Origin of the sequence: Marinobacter arenosus (assembly GCF_019264345.1) — a bacterium.
Taxonomy (GTDB): Bacteria; Pseudomonadota; Gammaproteobacteria; order Pseudomonadales; family Oleiphilaceae; genus Marinobacter; species Marinobacter arenosus.
Window position 1 is genome coordinate 828,934 of sequence record NZ_JAHVAO010000001.1, and the last position, 17,616, is coordinate 846,549.

The 17,616-nt window shown below is 59.3% G+C and carries 15 protein-coding genes; 6 read left to right on the top strand and 9 right to left on the bottom strand.

What is annotated here, in order from left to right; genetic code table 11:
- Positions 1-73 precede the first annotated feature (73 nt).
- From KXD86_RS03770 to KXD86_RS03790, 5 genes are read right to left on the bottom strand one after another with little or no spacing between them, the layout of a single operon-like run.
- Positions 74-349: a DUF2160 domain-containing protein gene (locus tag KXD86_RS03770; protein WP_218634743.1), complete on the bottom strand. Its 276-nt coding sequence runs from the start codon at positions 347-349 to the stop codon at positions 74-76.
- A gap of 12 nt (positions 350-361) precedes the next feature.
- Complete coding sequence (locus tag KXD86_RS03775) at positions 362-1,168, bottom strand: carbohydrate ABC transporter permease (protein ID WP_218634744.1); 807 nt, start codon at positions 1,166-1,168, stop codon at positions 362-364.
- 9 nt (positions 1,169-1,177) lie between these two features.
- A complete protein-coding gene (locus KXD86_RS03780; RefSeq protein ID WP_218634745.1) occupies positions 1,178-2,044 on the bottom strand; it encodes a carbohydrate ABC transporter permease in 867 nt (288 codons plus the stop codon).
- Entirely contained in the window at positions 2,044-3,144 is a 1,101-nt protein-coding gene (locus KXD86_RS03785) for an ABC transporter ATP-binding protein (RefSeq protein ID WP_218634746.1), read from the bottom strand. The genes KXD86_RS03780 and KXD86_RS03785 overlap by 1 nt, the downstream gene beginning before the upstream one ends.
- Positions 3,144-4,238: an ABC transporter ATP-binding protein gene (locus KXD86_RS03790; RefSeq protein WP_218634747.1), complete on the bottom strand. Its 1,095-nt coding sequence runs from the start codon at positions 4,236-4,238 to the stop codon at positions 3,144-3,146. The genes KXD86_RS03785 and KXD86_RS03790 overlap by 1 nt, the downstream gene beginning before the upstream one ends.
- 330 nt (positions 4,239-4,568) lie before the next feature.
- On the opposite strand from KXD86_RS03790, the gene KXD86_RS03795 reads away from it, so the two are divergent.
- Positions 4,569-6,458, top strand: a complete 1,890-nt coding sequence (locus KXD86_RS03795) for a sigma-54-dependent Fis family transcriptional regulator (protein ID WP_218634748.1) — start codon at positions 4,569-4,571, stop codon at positions 6,456-6,458.
- A gap of 29 nt (positions 6,459-6,487) precedes the next feature.
- Here KXD86_RS03795 and glpK read toward each other — a convergent pair whose 3' ends face one another.
- Complete coding sequence (gene glpK, locus KXD86_RS03800; RefSeq protein WP_218634749.1) at positions 6,488-7,960, bottom strand: glycerol kinase GlpK; 1,473 nt, start codon at positions 7,958-7,960, stop codon at positions 6,488-6,490.
- Between the two features lie 207 nt (positions 7,961-8,167).
- Between glpK and KXD86_RS03805 the strand changes: the two genes are divergently transcribed.
- Both KXD86_RS03805 and glpD read left to right on the top strand, forming a co-directional pair.
- Positions 8,168-8,926 (top strand): DeoR/GlpR family transcriptional regulator, encoded by a 759-nt coding sequence (locus tag KXD86_RS03805; protein ID WP_218634750.1) that lies wholly within the window; start codon positions 8,168-8,170, stop codon positions 8,924-8,926.
- 170 nt (positions 8,927-9,096) lie between these two features.
- Positions 9,097-10,626, top strand: a complete 1,530-nt coding sequence (glpD, locus tag KXD86_RS03810) for a glycerol-3-phosphate dehydrogenase (RefSeq protein WP_218634751.1) — start codon at positions 9,097-9,099, stop codon at positions 10,624-10,626.
- Between the two features lie 3 nt (positions 10,627-10,629).
- On the opposite strand, the gene KXD86_RS03815 is transcribed toward glpD, so the two are convergent.
- Positions 10,630-11,232 (bottom strand): uracil-DNA glycosylase family protein, encoded by a 603-nt coding sequence (locus KXD86_RS03815; RefSeq protein ID WP_218634752.1) that lies wholly within the window; start codon positions 11,230-11,232, stop codon positions 10,630-10,632.
- A gap of 81 nt (positions 11,233-11,313) precedes the next feature.
- Here KXD86_RS03815 and KXD86_RS03820 point away from each other — a divergent pair, with 81 nt between their 5' ends.
- On the top strand, positions 11,314-12,048 hold the full coding sequence (locus KXD86_RS03820; RefSeq protein ID WP_218634753.1) for a nitroreductase family protein: 735 nt from the start codon (positions 11,314-11,316) through the stop codon (positions 12,046-12,048).
- A 25-nt stretch (positions 12,049-12,073) separates the two neighbouring features.
- Here the strand turns inward: KXD86_RS03820 and KXD86_RS03825 are convergent, their stop codons facing one another.
- Both KXD86_RS03825 and edd read right to left on the bottom strand, forming a co-directional pair.
- A complete protein-coding gene (locus KXD86_RS03825; RefSeq protein WP_218634754.1) occupies positions 12,074-13,039 on the bottom strand; it encodes a glucokinase in 966 nt (321 codons plus the stop codon).
- Positions 13,036-14,856: a phosphogluconate dehydratase gene (gene edd, locus KXD86_RS03830; RefSeq protein WP_218634755.1), complete on the bottom strand. Its 1,821-nt coding sequence runs from the start codon at positions 14,854-14,856 to the stop codon at positions 13,036-13,038. The genes KXD86_RS03825 and edd overlap by 4 nt, the downstream gene beginning before the upstream one ends.
- A 169-nt stretch (positions 14,857-15,025) precedes the next feature.
- Between edd and gap the strand changes: the two genes are divergently transcribed.
- Both gap and pyk read left to right on the top strand, forming a co-directional pair.
- Complete coding sequence (gap, locus tag KXD86_RS03835; RefSeq protein ID WP_218634756.1) at positions 15,026-16,030, top strand: type I glyceraldehyde-3-phosphate dehydrogenase; 1,005 nt, start codon at positions 15,026-15,028, stop codon at positions 16,028-16,030.
- Positions 16,031-16,098: 68 nt separating this feature from the next.
- Positions 16,099-17,547, top strand: a complete 1,449-nt coding sequence (gene pyk / locus KXD86_RS03840; RefSeq protein WP_218634757.1) for a pyruvate kinase — start codon at positions 16,099-16,101, stop codon at positions 17,545-17,547.
- Positions 17,548-17,616: the final 69 nt, after the last annotated feature.

Here is a 17,616-nt window from a genome sequence, read left to right on the forward strand (position 1 = left end):
GCCGCTATTCCTTTGATCGAACCGCCGTTCCGGGCGATCACGATCGTTGTTCTGAGATTCCGCTGGCCTGTCCCTATCCCCAGCGCAGCAACACCAGCAACCAGATGACCGAGATCGCGAGGGCAATCCACAGGCTGACCGTACTGACGGCCAGAAAGGCCAGGTGTATGTACGCGGCGGACAGCAGGCCAATAAACAGCCGGTCACCGCGCGTGGTGGCTATGGGCAGAAATCCCTTGCGCTCGGTGCAGGGAGAGACAATCTCCCAGACAGTCATGGTCGCCAGAATGCCGGCAATCACTGTGAAGAAAATTGCGACGGTTGGCGTCCAGTTCATCCATGCAAGCATGTTGGTTCTCCTCTAAACGCGTCCGAGCGCGAAGCCCTTGGCAACGTGGTTACGCACAAACCAGATCACCAGCAGCCCCGGAATGATAGTCAGGACACCCGCAGCCGCCAGCACTCCCCAGTCGATGCCGCTGGCGCCCACCGTTCTCGTCATGATTGCCCCGATGGGTTGGGCGTCCACCGACGTCAGGGTGCGCGCCAACAGCAATTCCACCCAGGAGAACATGAAGGCGAAAAAGGCCGTCACGCCGATTCCGGACCGGATCATGGGCAGGAAGATCTTGATGAAAAATTTCGGGAAGCTGTAGCCGTCGATGTACGCCATCTCGTCATACTCCCGGGGCACACCCGACATGAAACCTTCCAGGATCCACACCGCCAGGGGCACGTTAAACAGGCAATGGGCCAGGGCCACGGCAATGTGGGTATCGAACAGGCCGATGGACGAGTACAGCTGGAAAAACGGCAGCAGGAAAACCGCCGGCGGTGCCATGCGGTTACTGAGCAGCCAGAAGAACAGGTGCTTGTCCCCGAGGAAGCGATAGCGGCTGAACGCATACGCAGCGGGCAAAGCCACCAGCAGGGTGATCACCACGTTCATGGACACGTAGATCATGGAGTTGATGTACCCGTTGTACCAACTGGGGTCGGTAAAAATCACCGCGTAGTTGTCCAGGGTAAACGTCTCTGGCCACAGCGTCAGACCGCTGAGAATCTCCTGATTGGTCTTGAACGACATGTTCAGGAGCCAGTAGATCGGCGTCAGCAATAACAGGATGAAAATCGTGATCCCGATGTTCTTGCCTCGTGTCTCGTGCATCACCGCCTCCTATTGGTCTTTGTCGGCATGGGTAATGGCCGTAAAGAACAGCCAGGACACCAGCAGCACGATCAGGAAGTAGATCAGGGAAAAGGCCGCCGCCCTACCCAGATCAAACTGGCCGATTGCCATGGTGGTCAGGGTCTGGCTCAGGAACGTCGTCGAGCTTCCCGGCCCGCCGCCGGTTAACACGAACGGTTCGATGTAGATCATGAAGCTGTCCATGAACCGGAGCAGGACCGCGATGATCAACACGCTCTTGAGACGCGGAAGCTGGATGTACCGAAAGACGGCCCACCGCGATGCCCGGTCGATTTCCGCGGCCTGATAAAAGGCTTCGGGGATGGCCCGCAGCCCCGAGTAGCACAGCAACGCCACCAGGGGTGTCCAGTGCCAGACGTCCATCAACAGCACGGTCAACCAAGCATCGACGGTATCGCCGGTGTAGTTGTAGTCAAAGCCGAGTTCGTTCAGGCCCCAGCCAAACAGACCGATATCGCCGCGGCCAAAGATTTGCCAGATGGTGCCCACTACGTTCCAGGGAATCAGCAATGGAATCGCCAGCAGGATCAGGCACAACGACGCCTTGATTCCGGACTTGGGCATCATGAGTGCCACGCCGATTCCCAGTGGAATCTGGATCAGCAGCACGGCACCGGAAAAAACGAACTGGCGCACCAGGGAATCCTGCAGCCGCTCGTTGGTCAGAACCTCACGGAACCATTCCGTGCCGACAAAGTAGGCCTGGCCCGGCCCGAAGATGTCCTGCACCGAATAGTTCACCACCGTCATTAAAGGCACCAGCGCGGAGAACGCGACCAGGATGAATACCGGCAGCACCAGCCACCAAGCGCGATTATTGGGTATCTTCTCCATCACGGTTGCTCCTGTACCAGAAATTCATCCACGTACAGCTTCAGCCACTGCTTCGGGAATGACAGGTGAATCCGGTCGCCGACCTCGGCCTGGAACTCCTCGTTCTGGCGAACCTTCAGCCGTTCCCCGCCAAGCTGGACGGTGACGATCTTGTAGGTCCCCAGGTCCTCGACATCCAGAACGTCCGACTCGTAGGTGTCGTCAGATGCCACCCCGGACACCTGGATGAATTCGGGCCGGATGCCAATTTTCACGTTGGAGGACTTGAGTAGCTGGAGCATCTCCACCTGCCAGGGCTCAAGCGAAACAACGACGTCGTCGAAACAGACGCCCCCGGCGCAGCGTTCGACGGCCACCAGGTTCATCCCGGGACTGCCGATAAAGAAGCCAACGAAGGTATGGTTCGGCTGCTCAAACAGCTCTGTTGGGGTACCGAACTGGACGATCTGACCGCTGTACATCACCGCGATCTTGTCAGCAAAGGTCGACGCCTCGAGCTGGTCGTGGGTGACATACACCATGGTGATGTCGAATTGCTCATGAATCTGCTTGAGTTTGCGTCGCAGCTTCCATTTCAGTTGCGGGTCGATCACGGTCAGGGGTTCGTCAAACAATATGGCGGACACATCCTCACGCACCAGGCCGCGCCCCATCGAGACCTTCTGCTTCTCGTCGGCCGTCAGGTTCTTGGCTTTCCGGTAGAGCTTGTCCTCAATCTCCAGGACTTCCGCAATCTCGTGCACGCGGGCCTTGATCTTCGAGGCCGGGACCTTGTTGTTCTTGAGGGGAAATGCCAGGTTCTCGTAGACCGTCATGGAGTCATAGATCACGGGGAACTGGAATACCTGGGCAATGTTACGGTCACGGGGCGATAACTCATTCACGCGCTTGCCGTCGAACAGGACATCACCCTCCGACGGCTGGACCAGACCCGAGATAATGTTGAGCATGGTGCTCTTGCCGCAACCGGACGGCCCCAGCAAGGCATAGGCGCCGCCCTTTTCCCAGATGTGATCCAGCTGCCGGATCGCGTAGTCATCGGGGTCCTTGGGCATGTCGCTGTAGCTGTGGGCCAGCGACTTCAACTGGATTTCTGCCATCAGACCTCCCCTGCTCTCACCGGTGACGGGGTATGGACGAGCCGCTCACTGTCGTCGAAGACGAACAGTTTATTGATCGGCAGATAGACCTTGACCGGGGCACCGGTGTGGTACTGGTGCACCCCCATCAGCTGAAGGACCATTTCGAAGTAGCGGTTCTGCACGTGCATAAAGGTTTCCGAGCCGCTGATCTCGCTGAGTTCGACCTCCATGGACATTTCCAGGTCGTCTTCGTTGGCGGGCACAAGGCCGATGTGGCTGGGCCGGATACCGAACCAGTAATCACCGGGATCCAGCCGGGCGAGCCCCTGCGTCAGGGCGTGATGGGAGTATTCATCGAAGGTGACTTCGGTTGCGGTTACCCTGCCTCGAATCATGTTCATGGGCGGCTCGCTGAACAACTGGGCCGCCAGGGTATTCACCGGCCTCCGGTAGACCTCCATGACTGGCCCGGTCTGCACTACCTTGCCTTCGTGGAGTAGCGTGGTGGTCCCGCCAAGTGCCAGTGCTTCGTTCGCTTCGGTCGTCGCATAGACAGCGATGCATTGACGTTCGCGGAAGAGCTCCCGCAGTTCCGCCCGCAACTCTTCGCGAAGCTTGTAGTCGAGGTTGACCAGGGGCTCATCAAAGAGAATCAGGGTGGCGTCCTTGACCAGTGCACGGGCCATGGCGGTCCGCTGTTGCTGCCCCCCCGACAACTCCAGCGGGTGCCGTTTAAGCAGTGGTTCGATCCGCAGCATCGCCGCGGTTTCCTTGACCCGACGATCGATGTCCGAGTCGGTCATCTTCGCCAGCCTGAGCGGCGAGGCGATGTTTTCATAGACGGTCAGGTTGGGGTAATTGATGAACTGCTGGTAGATCATCGAAATGTTCCGGGTCTGCACGCTTTGCCCGGTCACATCTTCACCGTTGTAGATCAGTCGGCCAGTATCGGGTTTGTCCAGGCCCGCCATCAGTCGCATCAGGGAGGTCTTTCCCGCCAGCGTGCGACCAAGCAGTACATTGAAGGACCCGGCCTCAAAGGTCAGGTTGGCATCCCGGACATAATCGACTCCGTCGACCACACGGGAGAGATTCTCCAGTGTTAAGGACATAGGCTTTCCTTGTTGTTCTTGTAGATGCAGCCCGGAGACTAAGCCATGCCTCCAGCGCTTCGAATTCGAATACGAGAACGCAATACCTGTACCAGCTTCGCACTTTCCCCCACCAAGAAACTGTACACTGTTGTTTTACCGAGGTTTTTGCAATTACCGTGATTTCTAAAACGAAAATCAACATGTTCGTTTAACGATACTTTGTCCAGATTGAACATTGACCTGAACAGTGTTTGCACAGATGATTGAACAGGTCTGCGCGGTCAAACGAACCGTAGAATCCGACAACGGTGTTCAATAAGAAGAAAACGAACCCGAAGGTGGCGCTCAATGAGGAAGAATGAGTACGGCGATTACCGGAGTGTAATCACAGAGTCCTGGGATCGATGCATCGCCCAGGGGCTGGAACACGAAGACCAGCCTTCGCCAACTGCGCAGACCCCGAAAGGCGCGGACACGACCGGGGAAACGACTGAACTACTGGCCATGACAGAGGCCGAGGTTCTGCCGTATTACAGGAACGTTCTCTCCAGCAGTCGCTGCCTGATTTTGCTCGCTGACCGGCAAGCCAATATTCTCCGCAGCTGGGGCGACGACCGAATCACCGAGGCCCACCTCAAGCCCTGGTTCGAGGACGGAGCCAACTGGCATGAACAAACCTGTGGCACCAACGCCATCGGGACCTGTATCGCGACCGGCAAACCGGTTCAGATCGAACGCAATGAACACTTTCTGAAACTGCATCGCAGCCTGATTGGCTCGGCAGCGCCCATTTTTGACGCCACCAAGACACTGGCCGGCGCCCTCAGTGTGTTCAGTGATGCCTACCTGCCCCGGGCACACACACTGGGGATGGTGAGGCTACTGTCCCAGTCTGTTGAGAACCGGCTCATCAGCCGGCATTTCGAGCACAGCCATTGTCAGATCACCCTCAATACGACCGCCGATAACTTCGACAGCCCCTGGTCCGGCATTCTCGTTTGTAATGACCGAGGCATGATCATTTCAAGCAACCAGCGGGCGGACCAGCTCCTGGGCCAGGACACCATGAACCGGCGCCTCGATGACCTGTTCACCACGCCGCGCAACCACATACTGGCGCACCCAGAGCGGATGCCTATGCAGTTGGTGACTCGGAGCAAGGTGCGCTTGAGTGCCCGGCTGAAACGGCCGGCGTCGCGCGCAGAGCCCGACGCCCGGTTTGCGCCGGAGAAGTCGGAACAAGCCCCCAGCATTGCCCAGCCCGACCTGACTGCCATTGAATTCGGCGATGCCTCCGTCCGCCGTTGCGCCAGCCAGGCCTTCAAGGTGCTGGAACGAGGCGTGCCGCTTCTGATTACCGGCGAAACCGGCGTCGGCAAGGAAATACTGGTCAAAGCCCTGCATGGCGCCAGTCACCGCAAGCACGAAGCCCTGGTGTCGGTGAACTGCGCCGCTATTCCGCCGGAACTGGTTGAATCGGAACTTTTCGGGTATCAGCCGGGTGCCTTTACCGGCGCCAGGGCCCAGGGCTCGCTGGGTTTTATTCGCAAGGCCCACAAGGGAATCCTGTTCCTGGATGAAATCGGGGAGATGCCGCTCTCGGCCCAATCCCGGTTGCTCAGGGTGCTCCAGGAGCGCGAGGTGACGCCAGTCGGCTCCACAGACAGCGTGTCAGTGGACCTCTTGCTGGTGACCGCTACCAACCGGTCATTGGCATCCCGGATAGAAGCCGGTCAGTTCCGCACCGACCTGTATTACCGGATCAACGGTCTGAGCGTGGAGTTGCCACCGTTGCGGTACCGGGCGGACAAACGGGAATTGATCCGGGAAATCTACCGGGAGCATCGGGAATCCGGGCAACCTGACGAACTGTCCCCGAGCGTGCTGGCCGCCCTGGAGAATCATCCCTGGCCAGGCAACATTCGTCAGTTGGTGAACGTACTCAGGGTGGCCATTGCCATCGCCGATGGCGAAGACATCCAGGTCTGGCACCTGCCCGAGGATTTTCTGGCTCAGCTCGACGACAGCGAATCGTCTCTGGCGGCCCCGGCCTCAGAGGCGATGCCTGCCCTCCGAGACACCGACCATGACGCGGAAACGGCCAAGGGGCGGGACCCGCTGGCACGCACCCTTCGCGTCTACCATCAATGCATGGGGAACATTTCCCGGACCGCACGGGAGCTCAGCATCAGCCGTAACACCCTGTACAAACGCCTGCGGGAACTCGGCGTCCGTTAGCCCCGGCCAAGGTGCTGTCCCGGGGCCGGTCAGAGCTTCTCCACGGCCCGGGTCCAGCCGTCGTAGAGGCGGTCCCGGTCCGTTTTGGTCATCTGCGGCTCAAAGCGGCGGTCACACCGCCATAGCTCCGCAAGTTCGTCCAGCGACCCGTAAATGCCTGCCTGTAACCCGGCGAGGTACGCCGCGCCCAAAGCCGTCGTCTCGACGAATGACGGCCGGTCAACCTGCGCACCCAATACGTCCGCAAGAAACTGCATTACCCAGTTATTGGCCACCATGCCCCCGTCCACGCGCAGGGTCACGGGGCGGATGCCGTCGCGTTCCATGGCTTTCTGGAGATCCTTGGTCTGGTAGCAGACCGATTGCAGGCCGGCCGTTACGATCTCCCGGATGCCGGTATCACGGGTGAGTCCGAAGATCGCACCGCGGGCGTTGGGGTCCCAGTAAGGCGCTCCAAGCCCGGTAAACGCCGGCACAAGGTAGACGCCATGATCCACCGGCGTGCCTTGCGCCAGCGGCTCGGTTTCACAGGCATCGGCAATCAGCCGGAGTCCGTCCCGCAACCACTGTATGGCGGCTCCCGCAACGAAGATACTGCCCTCAAGTGCATAGGTCGGCTTACCCTTAACCCGGTAGGCCACCGTTGTCAGCAAACGGTGATCCGATCTCAAAGCCTTTTCGCCCGTGTTCAGCATGAGAAAGCATCCGGTCCCGTAGGTGCTCTTGGCCATGCCCTTCTCAAAACAGGTCTGACCGAACAGCGCTGCCTGCTGGTCGCCGGCAACTCCCCGAACCCGGATACCGTTCAGGGCCCCGGCCTCAGTGATCTCTCCAAATTCATCGGCCGAGTCCATTACCTCCGGCAACAATGAGGCGGGAATGCCGAACAGCTCAAGCAACTCGGGATCCCACTCCTGGGTATGGATATTGAACAGCAACGTACGGCTGGCATTGGTGGCATCGGTTCGATGCTGCCGGCCGCCCGTCAGCCGCCAGAGCAGGAAACTGTCGACCGTACCGAACGCAAGCTCGCCGCGGTCGGCACGCTCACGGGTTCCGGGCACATTATCCAGGATCCAGCGAATCTTTGTGGCCGAAAAATAGGGATCAATGAGCAGGCCTGTTTTGGCATTCACCCAGGGCTCCGCCCCCTGTTTCTTCAGAGATTCACAGAAGGAGGCCGTTCGCCGGTCCTGCCAGACGATGGCCCGATACACGGGCTCCCCGGTCTGGCGATCCCATAGAAGGGTGGTCTCCCGCTGATTGGTGATACCTGCAGCGAGCACCTCATCACCGGGTTTGCAGCCCTCGGCCATCACCCGGCTGATCGTTCTCTGAACCGAATCCCAGATATCTTCCGGATCGTGCTCCACCCAGCCGCTGGCGGGAAAATGCTGGGCAAACTCCTCCTGATGGGAATGCCGGCAGTGTCCCTCCAGATCGAACAGAATTGCTCGGGAGCTGGTCGTTCCCTGGTCAATTGAAAGTATGTATTGGCTCATGGTCTGGTCGTCCTTGCTTTCTTATTTGTTCGCATTTTTACTTTTTTGAACATAAAAGCCAACCGAGATCGTCGGATTCCGCAAATGGACCCGAGAAGACAGCCGCCAGAAGCTGCATAACCGCCTGAAAAACACTAAACTCCAGACATGTTTACCAGCGGCCGGTTTTTCGTATCAGAACACAGCAAAACTGCGGAGGTAGTGTGAATGGCACAGCGTCGCCGACAGGACCTGATTATGGAGATGATTCAGCAGAGCGGGTTCGTCACCACGGAGCAGTTGGTTGATCAGTTCAAGGTAACGCCTCAAACCATCCGCCGTGATCTCAACGAGTTGGCCAAGGAAAAGAAGCTTCGCCGGCATCATGGTGGAGCCGGGATCGACTCGAGCACGGTCAACACCGCCTATCAAACCCGAAAAATCATGGACCTGGAAGCCAAGGAGCGCATTGCCGAAGCCCTGGTGGAAATGATTCCCGACAACGCCTCCATGTTCATCAATATCGGCACCACCACAGAGACTATCGCCAAGGCGCTGCTGGTCCGGAACAATCTCCAGATCGTCACCAATAACCTGCACGTCGCATCCATCCTGTCCGCAAAAGAGGACTTTCACGTCATCATCGCCGGCGGCGAGGTCCGGAACCGTGATGGCGGCATCGTCGGTGAGGCCACCCGTGATTTCATCAACCAGTTCAAGATGGATTTCGGCATCATCGGCATTAGCGGCATCCATGACGACGGCTCCCTGCTCGACTTCGACTACCGGGAAGTCCGTGTCGCCCAGGCTATCATCGCCAATTCCGATCAGGTGCTCCTCGCCGCAGACCACACCAAGTTCGGCCGGAACGCCATGGTCCGCCTGGGCAACATCACCCAGGCCGATCACGTCTTCACCGATGCCCAGCCTCCTCTGGACATCCGTCAATTGCTGACCGAACACAACGTCAAACTCCACATCGTCTGAACGCGACTTTGCGCCCCTGACGCTGCCCCGGGAATCCGACCTTGATTTTCGTTTTTTTTCTTATTTTTCCTTTACGAATATTTTAGACTTTCGCATAATGCTCGAAGTCGAACGAAAAGTGTGCAACCCCGGGGCCATACTTTTGCCACAAAGGGAGGAACAGAGCAGCCATGATTAAGGAACAGGACACCTATGACGTTGTTGTCGTCGGTGGCGGCGTGAACGGAACAGGCATCGCGATGGATGCGGCGGGGCGCGGGCTCAGGGTATTGCTCTGTGAAATGAACGATCTAGCGTCGGCGACCTCTTCCAGCAGCAGCAAGCTGATTCACGGTGGGCTGCGCTACCTCGAGCATTACGAGTTCCGGCTGGTTCGGGAGGCCCTTGCCGAGCGCGAATCACTGCTTCGGAACTCTCCACACATCATGTGGCCCATGCGTTTCCGCCTGCCCCACCGTCCTCACCTCCGACCCGCCTGGATGATACGGACCGGCCTGTTTTTGTACGATCATCTGGCCAAACGGGAACTTCTGCCCGGCTCACGTTCGATCCGGTTCGACAGCTCCGACCCTCTGAAGCCGGAACTCGTCAAAGGTTTCGAGTATTCCGATGGCTGGGTGGACGACGCCCGACTGGTCGTGCTGACCGCGAAGAAAGCCCAGGAATCCGGTGCCCGCATCATGACCCGGACCAAATGCGTGAAGGCAGAAAGAGGCAACAACGAGTGGACGGTTACGCTGAGAGACACGGGAGACGATTCCGAGCAAACTGTCAGGGCCCGCGCCATTGTCAACGCCTCCGGCCCCTGGGTGAGTAAACTCTTTGGTGAAACCCTCGCCATGCCCGCCCCCAGGATGATCCGGATGGTCAAGGGCAGCCACATCGTCGTACCGCGCCTGAACAAAGGCACCGAAGCCTACATCCTGCAGAACGAGGATGAACGCATCGTGTTCGTGATTCCCTATGAAGATCAGTTTTCACTCGTGGGTACCACGGACGTCGATTATGAGGGCGATCCGAAGCAGGCGCGCATCTCTCCGGAGGAAACCGAGTACCTGCTCGACATTGTGAACTCGCATTTCAAGCGGCAACTGAGCGCCGAGGATGTGGTCTGGTCCTATTCCGGGGTGCGTCCACTGATGGACGGCGAAGAGGAGAATGCGCAAAAAGCGTCCCGGGACTATTCCTTCGAAGTCAGCAGCGAGCCCGGCAAGGCACCGTTGATTTCGGTCTTTGGCGGCAAGATCACGACCTATCGCAAGCTCGCCGAAGCGGCAACCGACAAGCTCTGTCAGTTCTTTCCCAACGCGGGTGGCCGCTGGACCAAAAACGCCGTTTTGCCCGGGGGCGATTTTGACAACCAGGAGAACCTGTCGGCCCGGCTGCATCATGACTTTCCCTGGTTACCGGACAATCTGATCAGCCGGTATGTCCGAACCTACGGGACCAGTGCCTATACCTTCCTGCGCGACTGCACGTCGGTGGACGATCTCGGCCAACACTTTGCCGGCACGCTTTACGCCGCCGAAGTTCGCTATCTGAGGGAAGCCGAATGGGCCCTGGATGCCGATGACATTCTGTGGCGCCGAACCAAGCAGGGACTCTACGCAACCGAGCAGGACGTTGAAGCCCTGAACCAGTTTCTCCGGGGGCAACAGGCATCCAATTCGAGCGATGCCGCGATGCACCACAGCGCCTGAACGTCAGCGTTCTGCCAGTATTGAGGCCACTCGCGCCCGCAGCGCCGGAACGGTGACCTCTTCAAACCATGGGTTCCGCCGTAGCCATACGTTGTTGCGGGGGCTGGGGTGCGGCATTGGCACCACGTCTGGCCAGTAACGTTCCCAGTTCTTCACATTGCCGGTAACCGAGGCCTCACCGTCCGGCAGGTGCCACGCATGGGCATAGCGGCCGATCACCAGCGTCAGTGAAATGTCCGGCAATCGATCAAGCAGTGCCTGGCGCCAGGCCGGTGCACATTCCGGCCGCGGCGGCAGATCGCCCGATTTCCCCGTTCCCGGGTAACAGAAGCCCATGGGCAGAATGGCCAGCTTCTGTTCGTCGTAAAAAGTATCCCGGGTCACCCCCATCCAATCCCGCAGCCGGTCCCCACTGGGGTCGTTGAAGGGGAGCCCGGTGTCATGAACGCGGCGACCGGGCGCCTGCCCAACCACCAGAATGCGTGACGATTCCGAGAGCTGAACCACCGGCCTCGGGCCACAGGGCAACACGTCCGCGCAAATGGTGCAGGCCCTCACCCGCCGAACCAGTTCCCGGAAAGGTAAGTCGGCAAGTTGATCTGTCATGGGTCAATCGTCATCCCGGCAATTGCATCACTGAAGGGTTTCCCGTAACCATAGAGCGACACGAACCCAAAAGGAACCGTTATGAATGCGAAGGCAGGGGCGCTCCCGGACATCAATGTGGAGGAGTTTCGAAAGGTGGTGCGTTCCCGGCGTTCCATCCGCCGGTTCAAGAATGATCCAGTACCCGACGACGTGCTGGCAGACTGCCTCGAACTGGCCACGCTCGCGCCCAACTCCAGCAATCTGCAGCCCTGGGAATTTTACGTGGTGCGCACGCCGGAACTGAAATCCAGGGTGGCCGGGGCCTGCCTCGGACAGAATGCGGCGAAAACGGCACCACTCCTGATTGCCATTGTAGCCCGCACCGACACCTGGCGAAATCACGCCCGACTGGCGGTGGAGCAATGGCCCGAGGAGAAACTCCCTCCGATTGTCGAAAAGTACTACCGGAAGATTGCCCCCATCCACTACAACCAGGGCCCGTTCGGCCTGCTGGGCGTTGCCAAGAAAGCAGCGGGCTTCGTGGTTGGCCTGACCCGCCCGGTACCGCGAGGCCCCTATTCGTCCAATGAAATGAAAGTCTGGGCGACCAAATCAACGGCGCTGGCCGCGGAAAACCTGATGCTCGCCCTGCGGGCACACGGGTACGATTCCTGCCCGATGGAAGGCTTTGACGAATGCCGCGTGAAAAAACTGCTGAAAATTCCGAAGAAAGGGCTGGTCACCATGATGCTGGCTGCCGGCAAACGGGCGGAAAACGGGGTTTACAATCAGCAATACCGGGTCGCTCAGGAAAACCTGATTCACTACCTGTAGACGCTACCCGGCCCGGAGCAACGGACTAGACCTCCGGATTGCCCAGGGCTTCGGCGGCACCCAGAAGTCCGGTGTAGGGCTCGGTCACCACGTAGACCGGTGTGCGCTCGACCAGCGGGCGCATGCGGCCCTTGTCTTCGAACCCGGCCCGAAACGGGCTTTCCAGGAAGAAATCGAGAAAACGTGGCAGGATGCCGCCGCAAAGATAAACGCCGCCTGTACTGCCCAACGTCAATACAGCGTTGCCAGCAACACGACCCAGGATTTCGCAGAAATGGCGCAGCGCATGACGCGCCAGCGGATCCGCCTGTCCCAGGGCTGCCTCGGTCACTCGTTCGGGCGCATCCAGCGGTGCCGCCACGCCCTGGATTTCCGCGTGCGCCTGGTAAAGATTCAGCAACCCCTGGCCACACAGAATCCGCTCCACGGACACTCGCCCGAAGCGAGCCTTGAGGATGCGCAGGATGGCCATTTCCGTATCGTCCGTGGGCGCGAAGTCCACGTGACCGCCCTCGGTCATCAGGGGCACCCAACCATGGGTAATAGGCACCAGTCCGGATACGCCAAGGCCGGTTCCGGGCCCCATTACCAGCCGCGGCCGGCGCTCATCGCCGGGGCCGCCACAGACATGCACCAGTTGATCTGAGCGGACGTGGGGCACACCCAGCGCCATGGCCGTGAAGTCGTTGATGACCTTGAATGCCTGCCAGCCGAAACGGGCGCGGACCTCATCGGTGTCGAAACACCAGTGATTGTTGGTCATCCTGACACGGGTACCGCTCACCGGCGAGGCTACCGCCAGGCAGGCTTCGGAGACGGAAGCCACCCCCACGCGTTCAAGGTAGTCCACCACGGCATCGTCCAGATTGCCGTAATCGCCACACGGCAGGATTTCAATGGCCTCAGGCCGGACGCTGCCCTGTGCCACCAGGGCGAATCGCGCATTGGTCCCACCGATGTCTCCGACCAGGGCATACTGACTTGCTGTCATGCGTCGTGATTCCAGAAAAAGCTGGCACCTTCCTCGGGCGTGCTTGCCGAACGGCGCATCCAGCCAAACAACTCCCGACCGTAACCGTGATGATAACCGCTCAAGTCGACTTTTACCGAACCCCGTTCGGCAAACTCGTGATCATCGACCTCAACGCTCAAACGCCCCGTCAACGCGTCGAGACAGATCAGGTCGCCGTCCTGGACGCGAGCCAGCGGCCCGCCATCGAGTGCCTCCGGGTACACGTGAATGGCCGCAGGCACTTTGCCTGACGCCCCCGACATTCTGCCATCGGTTACCAGCCCGACTTTGTAGCCCCGATCCTGAAGCACGCCCAGGTACGGCGTCAGTTTGTGCAGCTCCGGCATCCCGTTGGCTTTGGGCCCCTGGAAACGAACAACCACGATACAGTCCTTATCCATGTCTCCGGCATCGAACGCGGCCTTCAGTTCGTTCTGATCATTGAAAACCACCGCCGGCGCTTCGACTTTGCGGTGCTCCTCCGCTACCGCAGACACCTTGATGACGCCTCGCCCCAGATTGCCATCCAGAACCCTCAGCCCGCCATCCGGGGCAAACGGCTCGGCCGCTGAACTCAGCACCTCCGGGCGGAGACTTTTCGCCGGTGCTGGCTGCCAGTCCAGTTTGTCCCCCTCCAGCACAGGATGCCTGGTGTAGCGCTCAAGGCCATGCCCCACCACGGTCTCGACATCGTTGTGCAGATACCCGCCATTCAGCAATTCCCGGATCAGGAACGGCGTGCCGCCCGCCTCGTGGAAGGCATTCACATCCTCCTGCCCATTAGGGTAGATACGGGTCATGGAGGGCACCGCGGACGAGAGTTCCGCGTAGTCGTTCCAGTCGATGATGATGCCAGCGGCACGGGCAATGGCGATCCAGTGAATGGTGTGATTGGTCGAGCCCCCGGTCACCAGCAGGGCAACCAGCGCATTGACGATGCTTTTCTCGTCCACCATGTCGCCCAGGCCAAGCTCGCCCCCATGAGGCTTGGACAAACGAATAACCTGCTCGGTCGCCTCGCGGGTCAGGCTGTCCCGAAGCGGGGTTCCCGGATTCACGAAGGCGGAACCGGGTAAATGCAGCCCCATGACCTCCACCAGCAACTGATTACTGTTGGCGGTACCGTAAAAGGTGCAGGTACCGGGGCTGTGGTAGGACTTGCTCTCGGCCTCCAGCAATTCCTCCCGGCCGACCTTGCCTTCGGCGTAGAGCTGTCGAATGCGTTGCTTCTCCTTGTTTGGCAAACCGGAAGGCATGGGGCCCGCCGGAACCAGAATGGTCGGCAGGTAGCCAAAACTGAGAGAGCCAATCAGCAGCCCGGGCACGATTTTGTCGCAAATGCCGAGCAGCAAGGTTGCGTCAAACATGTTGTGGCTGAGTGCCACGGCCGTGCTCATGGCGATTGTGTCCCGGGAAAACAGACTCAATTCCATGCCCGGCTGGCCCTGGGTTACACCGTCGCACATGGCCGGCGTCCCACCCGCAAACTGAGCCACGGATCCCATCCCATGGGCCGCGTCCCGAATAATATCCGGGAACTTTTCATAGGGCTGATGGGCCGAAAGCATATCGTTGTAGGCAGAAACGATGGCGACATTGGCTTTGTTCATGAACTTCAGCGTGTCTTTGTCGCCCGGGGCGCATGCTGCGAACCCATGCGCCAGGTTTCCGCATGAAAGGGTGCTGCGATGGGGCGACTGGGCCTTCAGCTCGTTCATCCGGCCGAGGTAGTCCTGCCGGCTGGACCGGCTACGCTCAATGATTCGCTGTGTAACCCTGTCAACGATCGGGTGCATGATGGGCTCCATTTAACTGACTGGTTGGATGTCATTATAGATGTAACTTTACTTTCTTTTTTCGGAGTTTTCACCCGGAAAACGTTCAAAAACCAAATTTTTGTTGTTATATTTACTACATTATAAGAGGAAAAAACGAACAAAAAACCAACCACCGAGGAGTCGGACGATGACTATCCGTATTGCAATCAACGGTTTTGGCCGAATCGGCCGCAATGTTCTCCGGGCACTTTACGAAAATGACTACCGCAAGCAGATTCAGGTCGTCGCCATCAACGACCTTGGCGACGCCGAAACCAATGCGCACCTGCTCAAGTATGATAGCGTTCACGGTCGGTTTGAAGGCGTGGTCGGACACGATGCGGAATCCCTGACGGTGAATGGCGATCGCATCGCTATTTCTGCGGTTCGCAATCCGGAAGAGCTGCCGTGGAGGGAGTTCCACATTGACGTGGTGTTCGAGTGCACCGGCCTCTTCACCCGCCGCGATGCGGCAGCGGCTCATCTAACCGCCGGCGCCCGCAAAGTCATTATCTCCGCCCCCTCCCCTGACGCCGACGCGACCGTGGTTTTCGGAGTCAATGATCAGACGCTGTCCCGGGAGCACGACGTGATTTCGAATGCTTCCTGCACCACCAACTGCCTTGCCCCCGTCGTCGAAGCCCTGCACAAGGCAGTGGGCATCGAAAGCGGCCTGATGACCACCATTCATTCCTACACGAATGACCAGAAACTCAGTGACGTCTACCATACGGACCTGTATCGCGCCCGCTCCGCCACCCAGTCCATGATTCCTACCAAAACCGGGGCCGCCGCCGCCATTGGCAAGGTCATCCCGGAACTTGACGGAAAACTCGATGGCCTCGCTGTGCGCGTCCCCACCATCAACGTCTCGCTGGTCGACTTTGGCTTTATCGCGAGCCGGGACACCACGGTTGAGGAAATCAACGAGGCGGTCAGGGCTGCAGCCGAGACCAGCCCGATTCTTGGCTACAACCTGGAAAAGCTGGTCAGTGTGGACTTTAACCACAATGCCCTGTCCAGCGTCTTCGATGCCAACCATACCCGAGTACTGGGTCGTCACGTAAAAGTCATGGCCTGGTATGATAATGAATGGGGTTTTTCAAACCGAATGCTGGATAACGCGATCGCCCTGATGCAGGCCGGCCAGTAACCCTGGCCGGCACCGGTTATTCCACTATTCTTAATGAGACCTTCCCGACCAACCAAAGGACACCACACATGCTCAGGCGCACCAAGATTGTCGCCACTCTCGGTCCCGCAACCGATTCTCCCGAAGCCCTTGCCGCCATCATCGGCGCCGGTGTCGATGTCACCCGACTGAACTTCTCCCATGGCAGCGCCGAAGAACACATCGGCCGGGCACGCCAGGTCCGTGAGGCGGCCGCCGCCCAGGGGCGCTTTGTTGCCCTGCTGGCGGACCTTCAGGGCCCGAAACTCCGCATCGCACGGTTTACGGACAACAAGGTGACCCTTGTCGCCGGCCAGACGTTCGTTCTGGACGCCTCCATGGACAAGGAAGCCGGTACCGAGGAACGTGTCGGTATCGATTACGAGCAACTGATTGAAGACGTCGAGCCCGGAGACATCCTCGTTCTGGATGACGGCCGCATCGAAATGGAAGTGACCTCTGTGGACGACCACAGCATCACCTCCACGGTCCTCATCGGCGGGCCGCTGTCGAACAACAAGGGACTCAACAAGCGAGGCGGCGGCCTCTCGGCAGACGCCCTCACCGAAAAGGACAAACAGGACATTGTCACCGCCGCCCGCCTGGGTGCCGACTACGTGGCGGTCTCCTTCGTGCGAACCGCGGAAGACATGCACACCGCACGGAGGCTCCTCAAGGATGCCGGCTCGGAAGCCGGCCTGGTGGCCAAGATAGAACGGGCAGAACTGGCTCACGACGAGGCTGCCCTCGATGCCGTCATTGAAGCGTCTGACGCGGTCATGGTTGCCCGCGGGGATCTGGCGGTGGAGATTGGCGATGCCGAACTGGTGGGCGTCCAGAAACACATCATCAACCGGGCGCGGGTGCTGAACCGGGCGGTGATCACCGCCACCCAGATGATGGAATCAATGATCACCAGCCCCATGCCCACCCGGGCCGAGGTGTCGGACGTCGCCAACGCGGTCATGGATTACACCGACGCGGTCATGCTATCGGCGGAAACCGCCGTTGGCGATTACCCGAAGGAAGCGGTCGAAGCGATGGTGCGGATCTGCCTGGGCGCCGAAAAGCACCCCTCGATGCACCAGTCCAAGCACCGCATTCACGAGAGCATGGAACGCGTGGACGAGGCGATTGCCCTGTCGGCCATGTATGCGGCCAACCACCTGGAAGGGGTCTCTGCGATCATCTGCATGACCGAAACCGGGGCAACTCCCCGGCTTATGTCCCGCATCAAGTCCAGCTTGCCGATCTTCGCATTCTCCCGCCATCACTCGACCCAGCACCGCGTGGTCCTGTTCCGCGGCGTTCAGACCATCCCGTTTGATTCCGCCAAAATCCCCAACGAACGGACCAACGCGCAGGCGGTATCAGAACTGGTGAATCGCGGCGTCGTCAATGAGCATGACCTGGTCGTGATCACCAAAGGCGACTATGTGAATGCCCAGGGCGGCACCAATACCATGAAGATTGTCCGGGTCGGCTCGGACATCCGCTGATACGCCACGCACCATTCGGCGTTCCGATGACTCTGTGGTGATCGGAACGCCGGATTTCCTGATGACGAC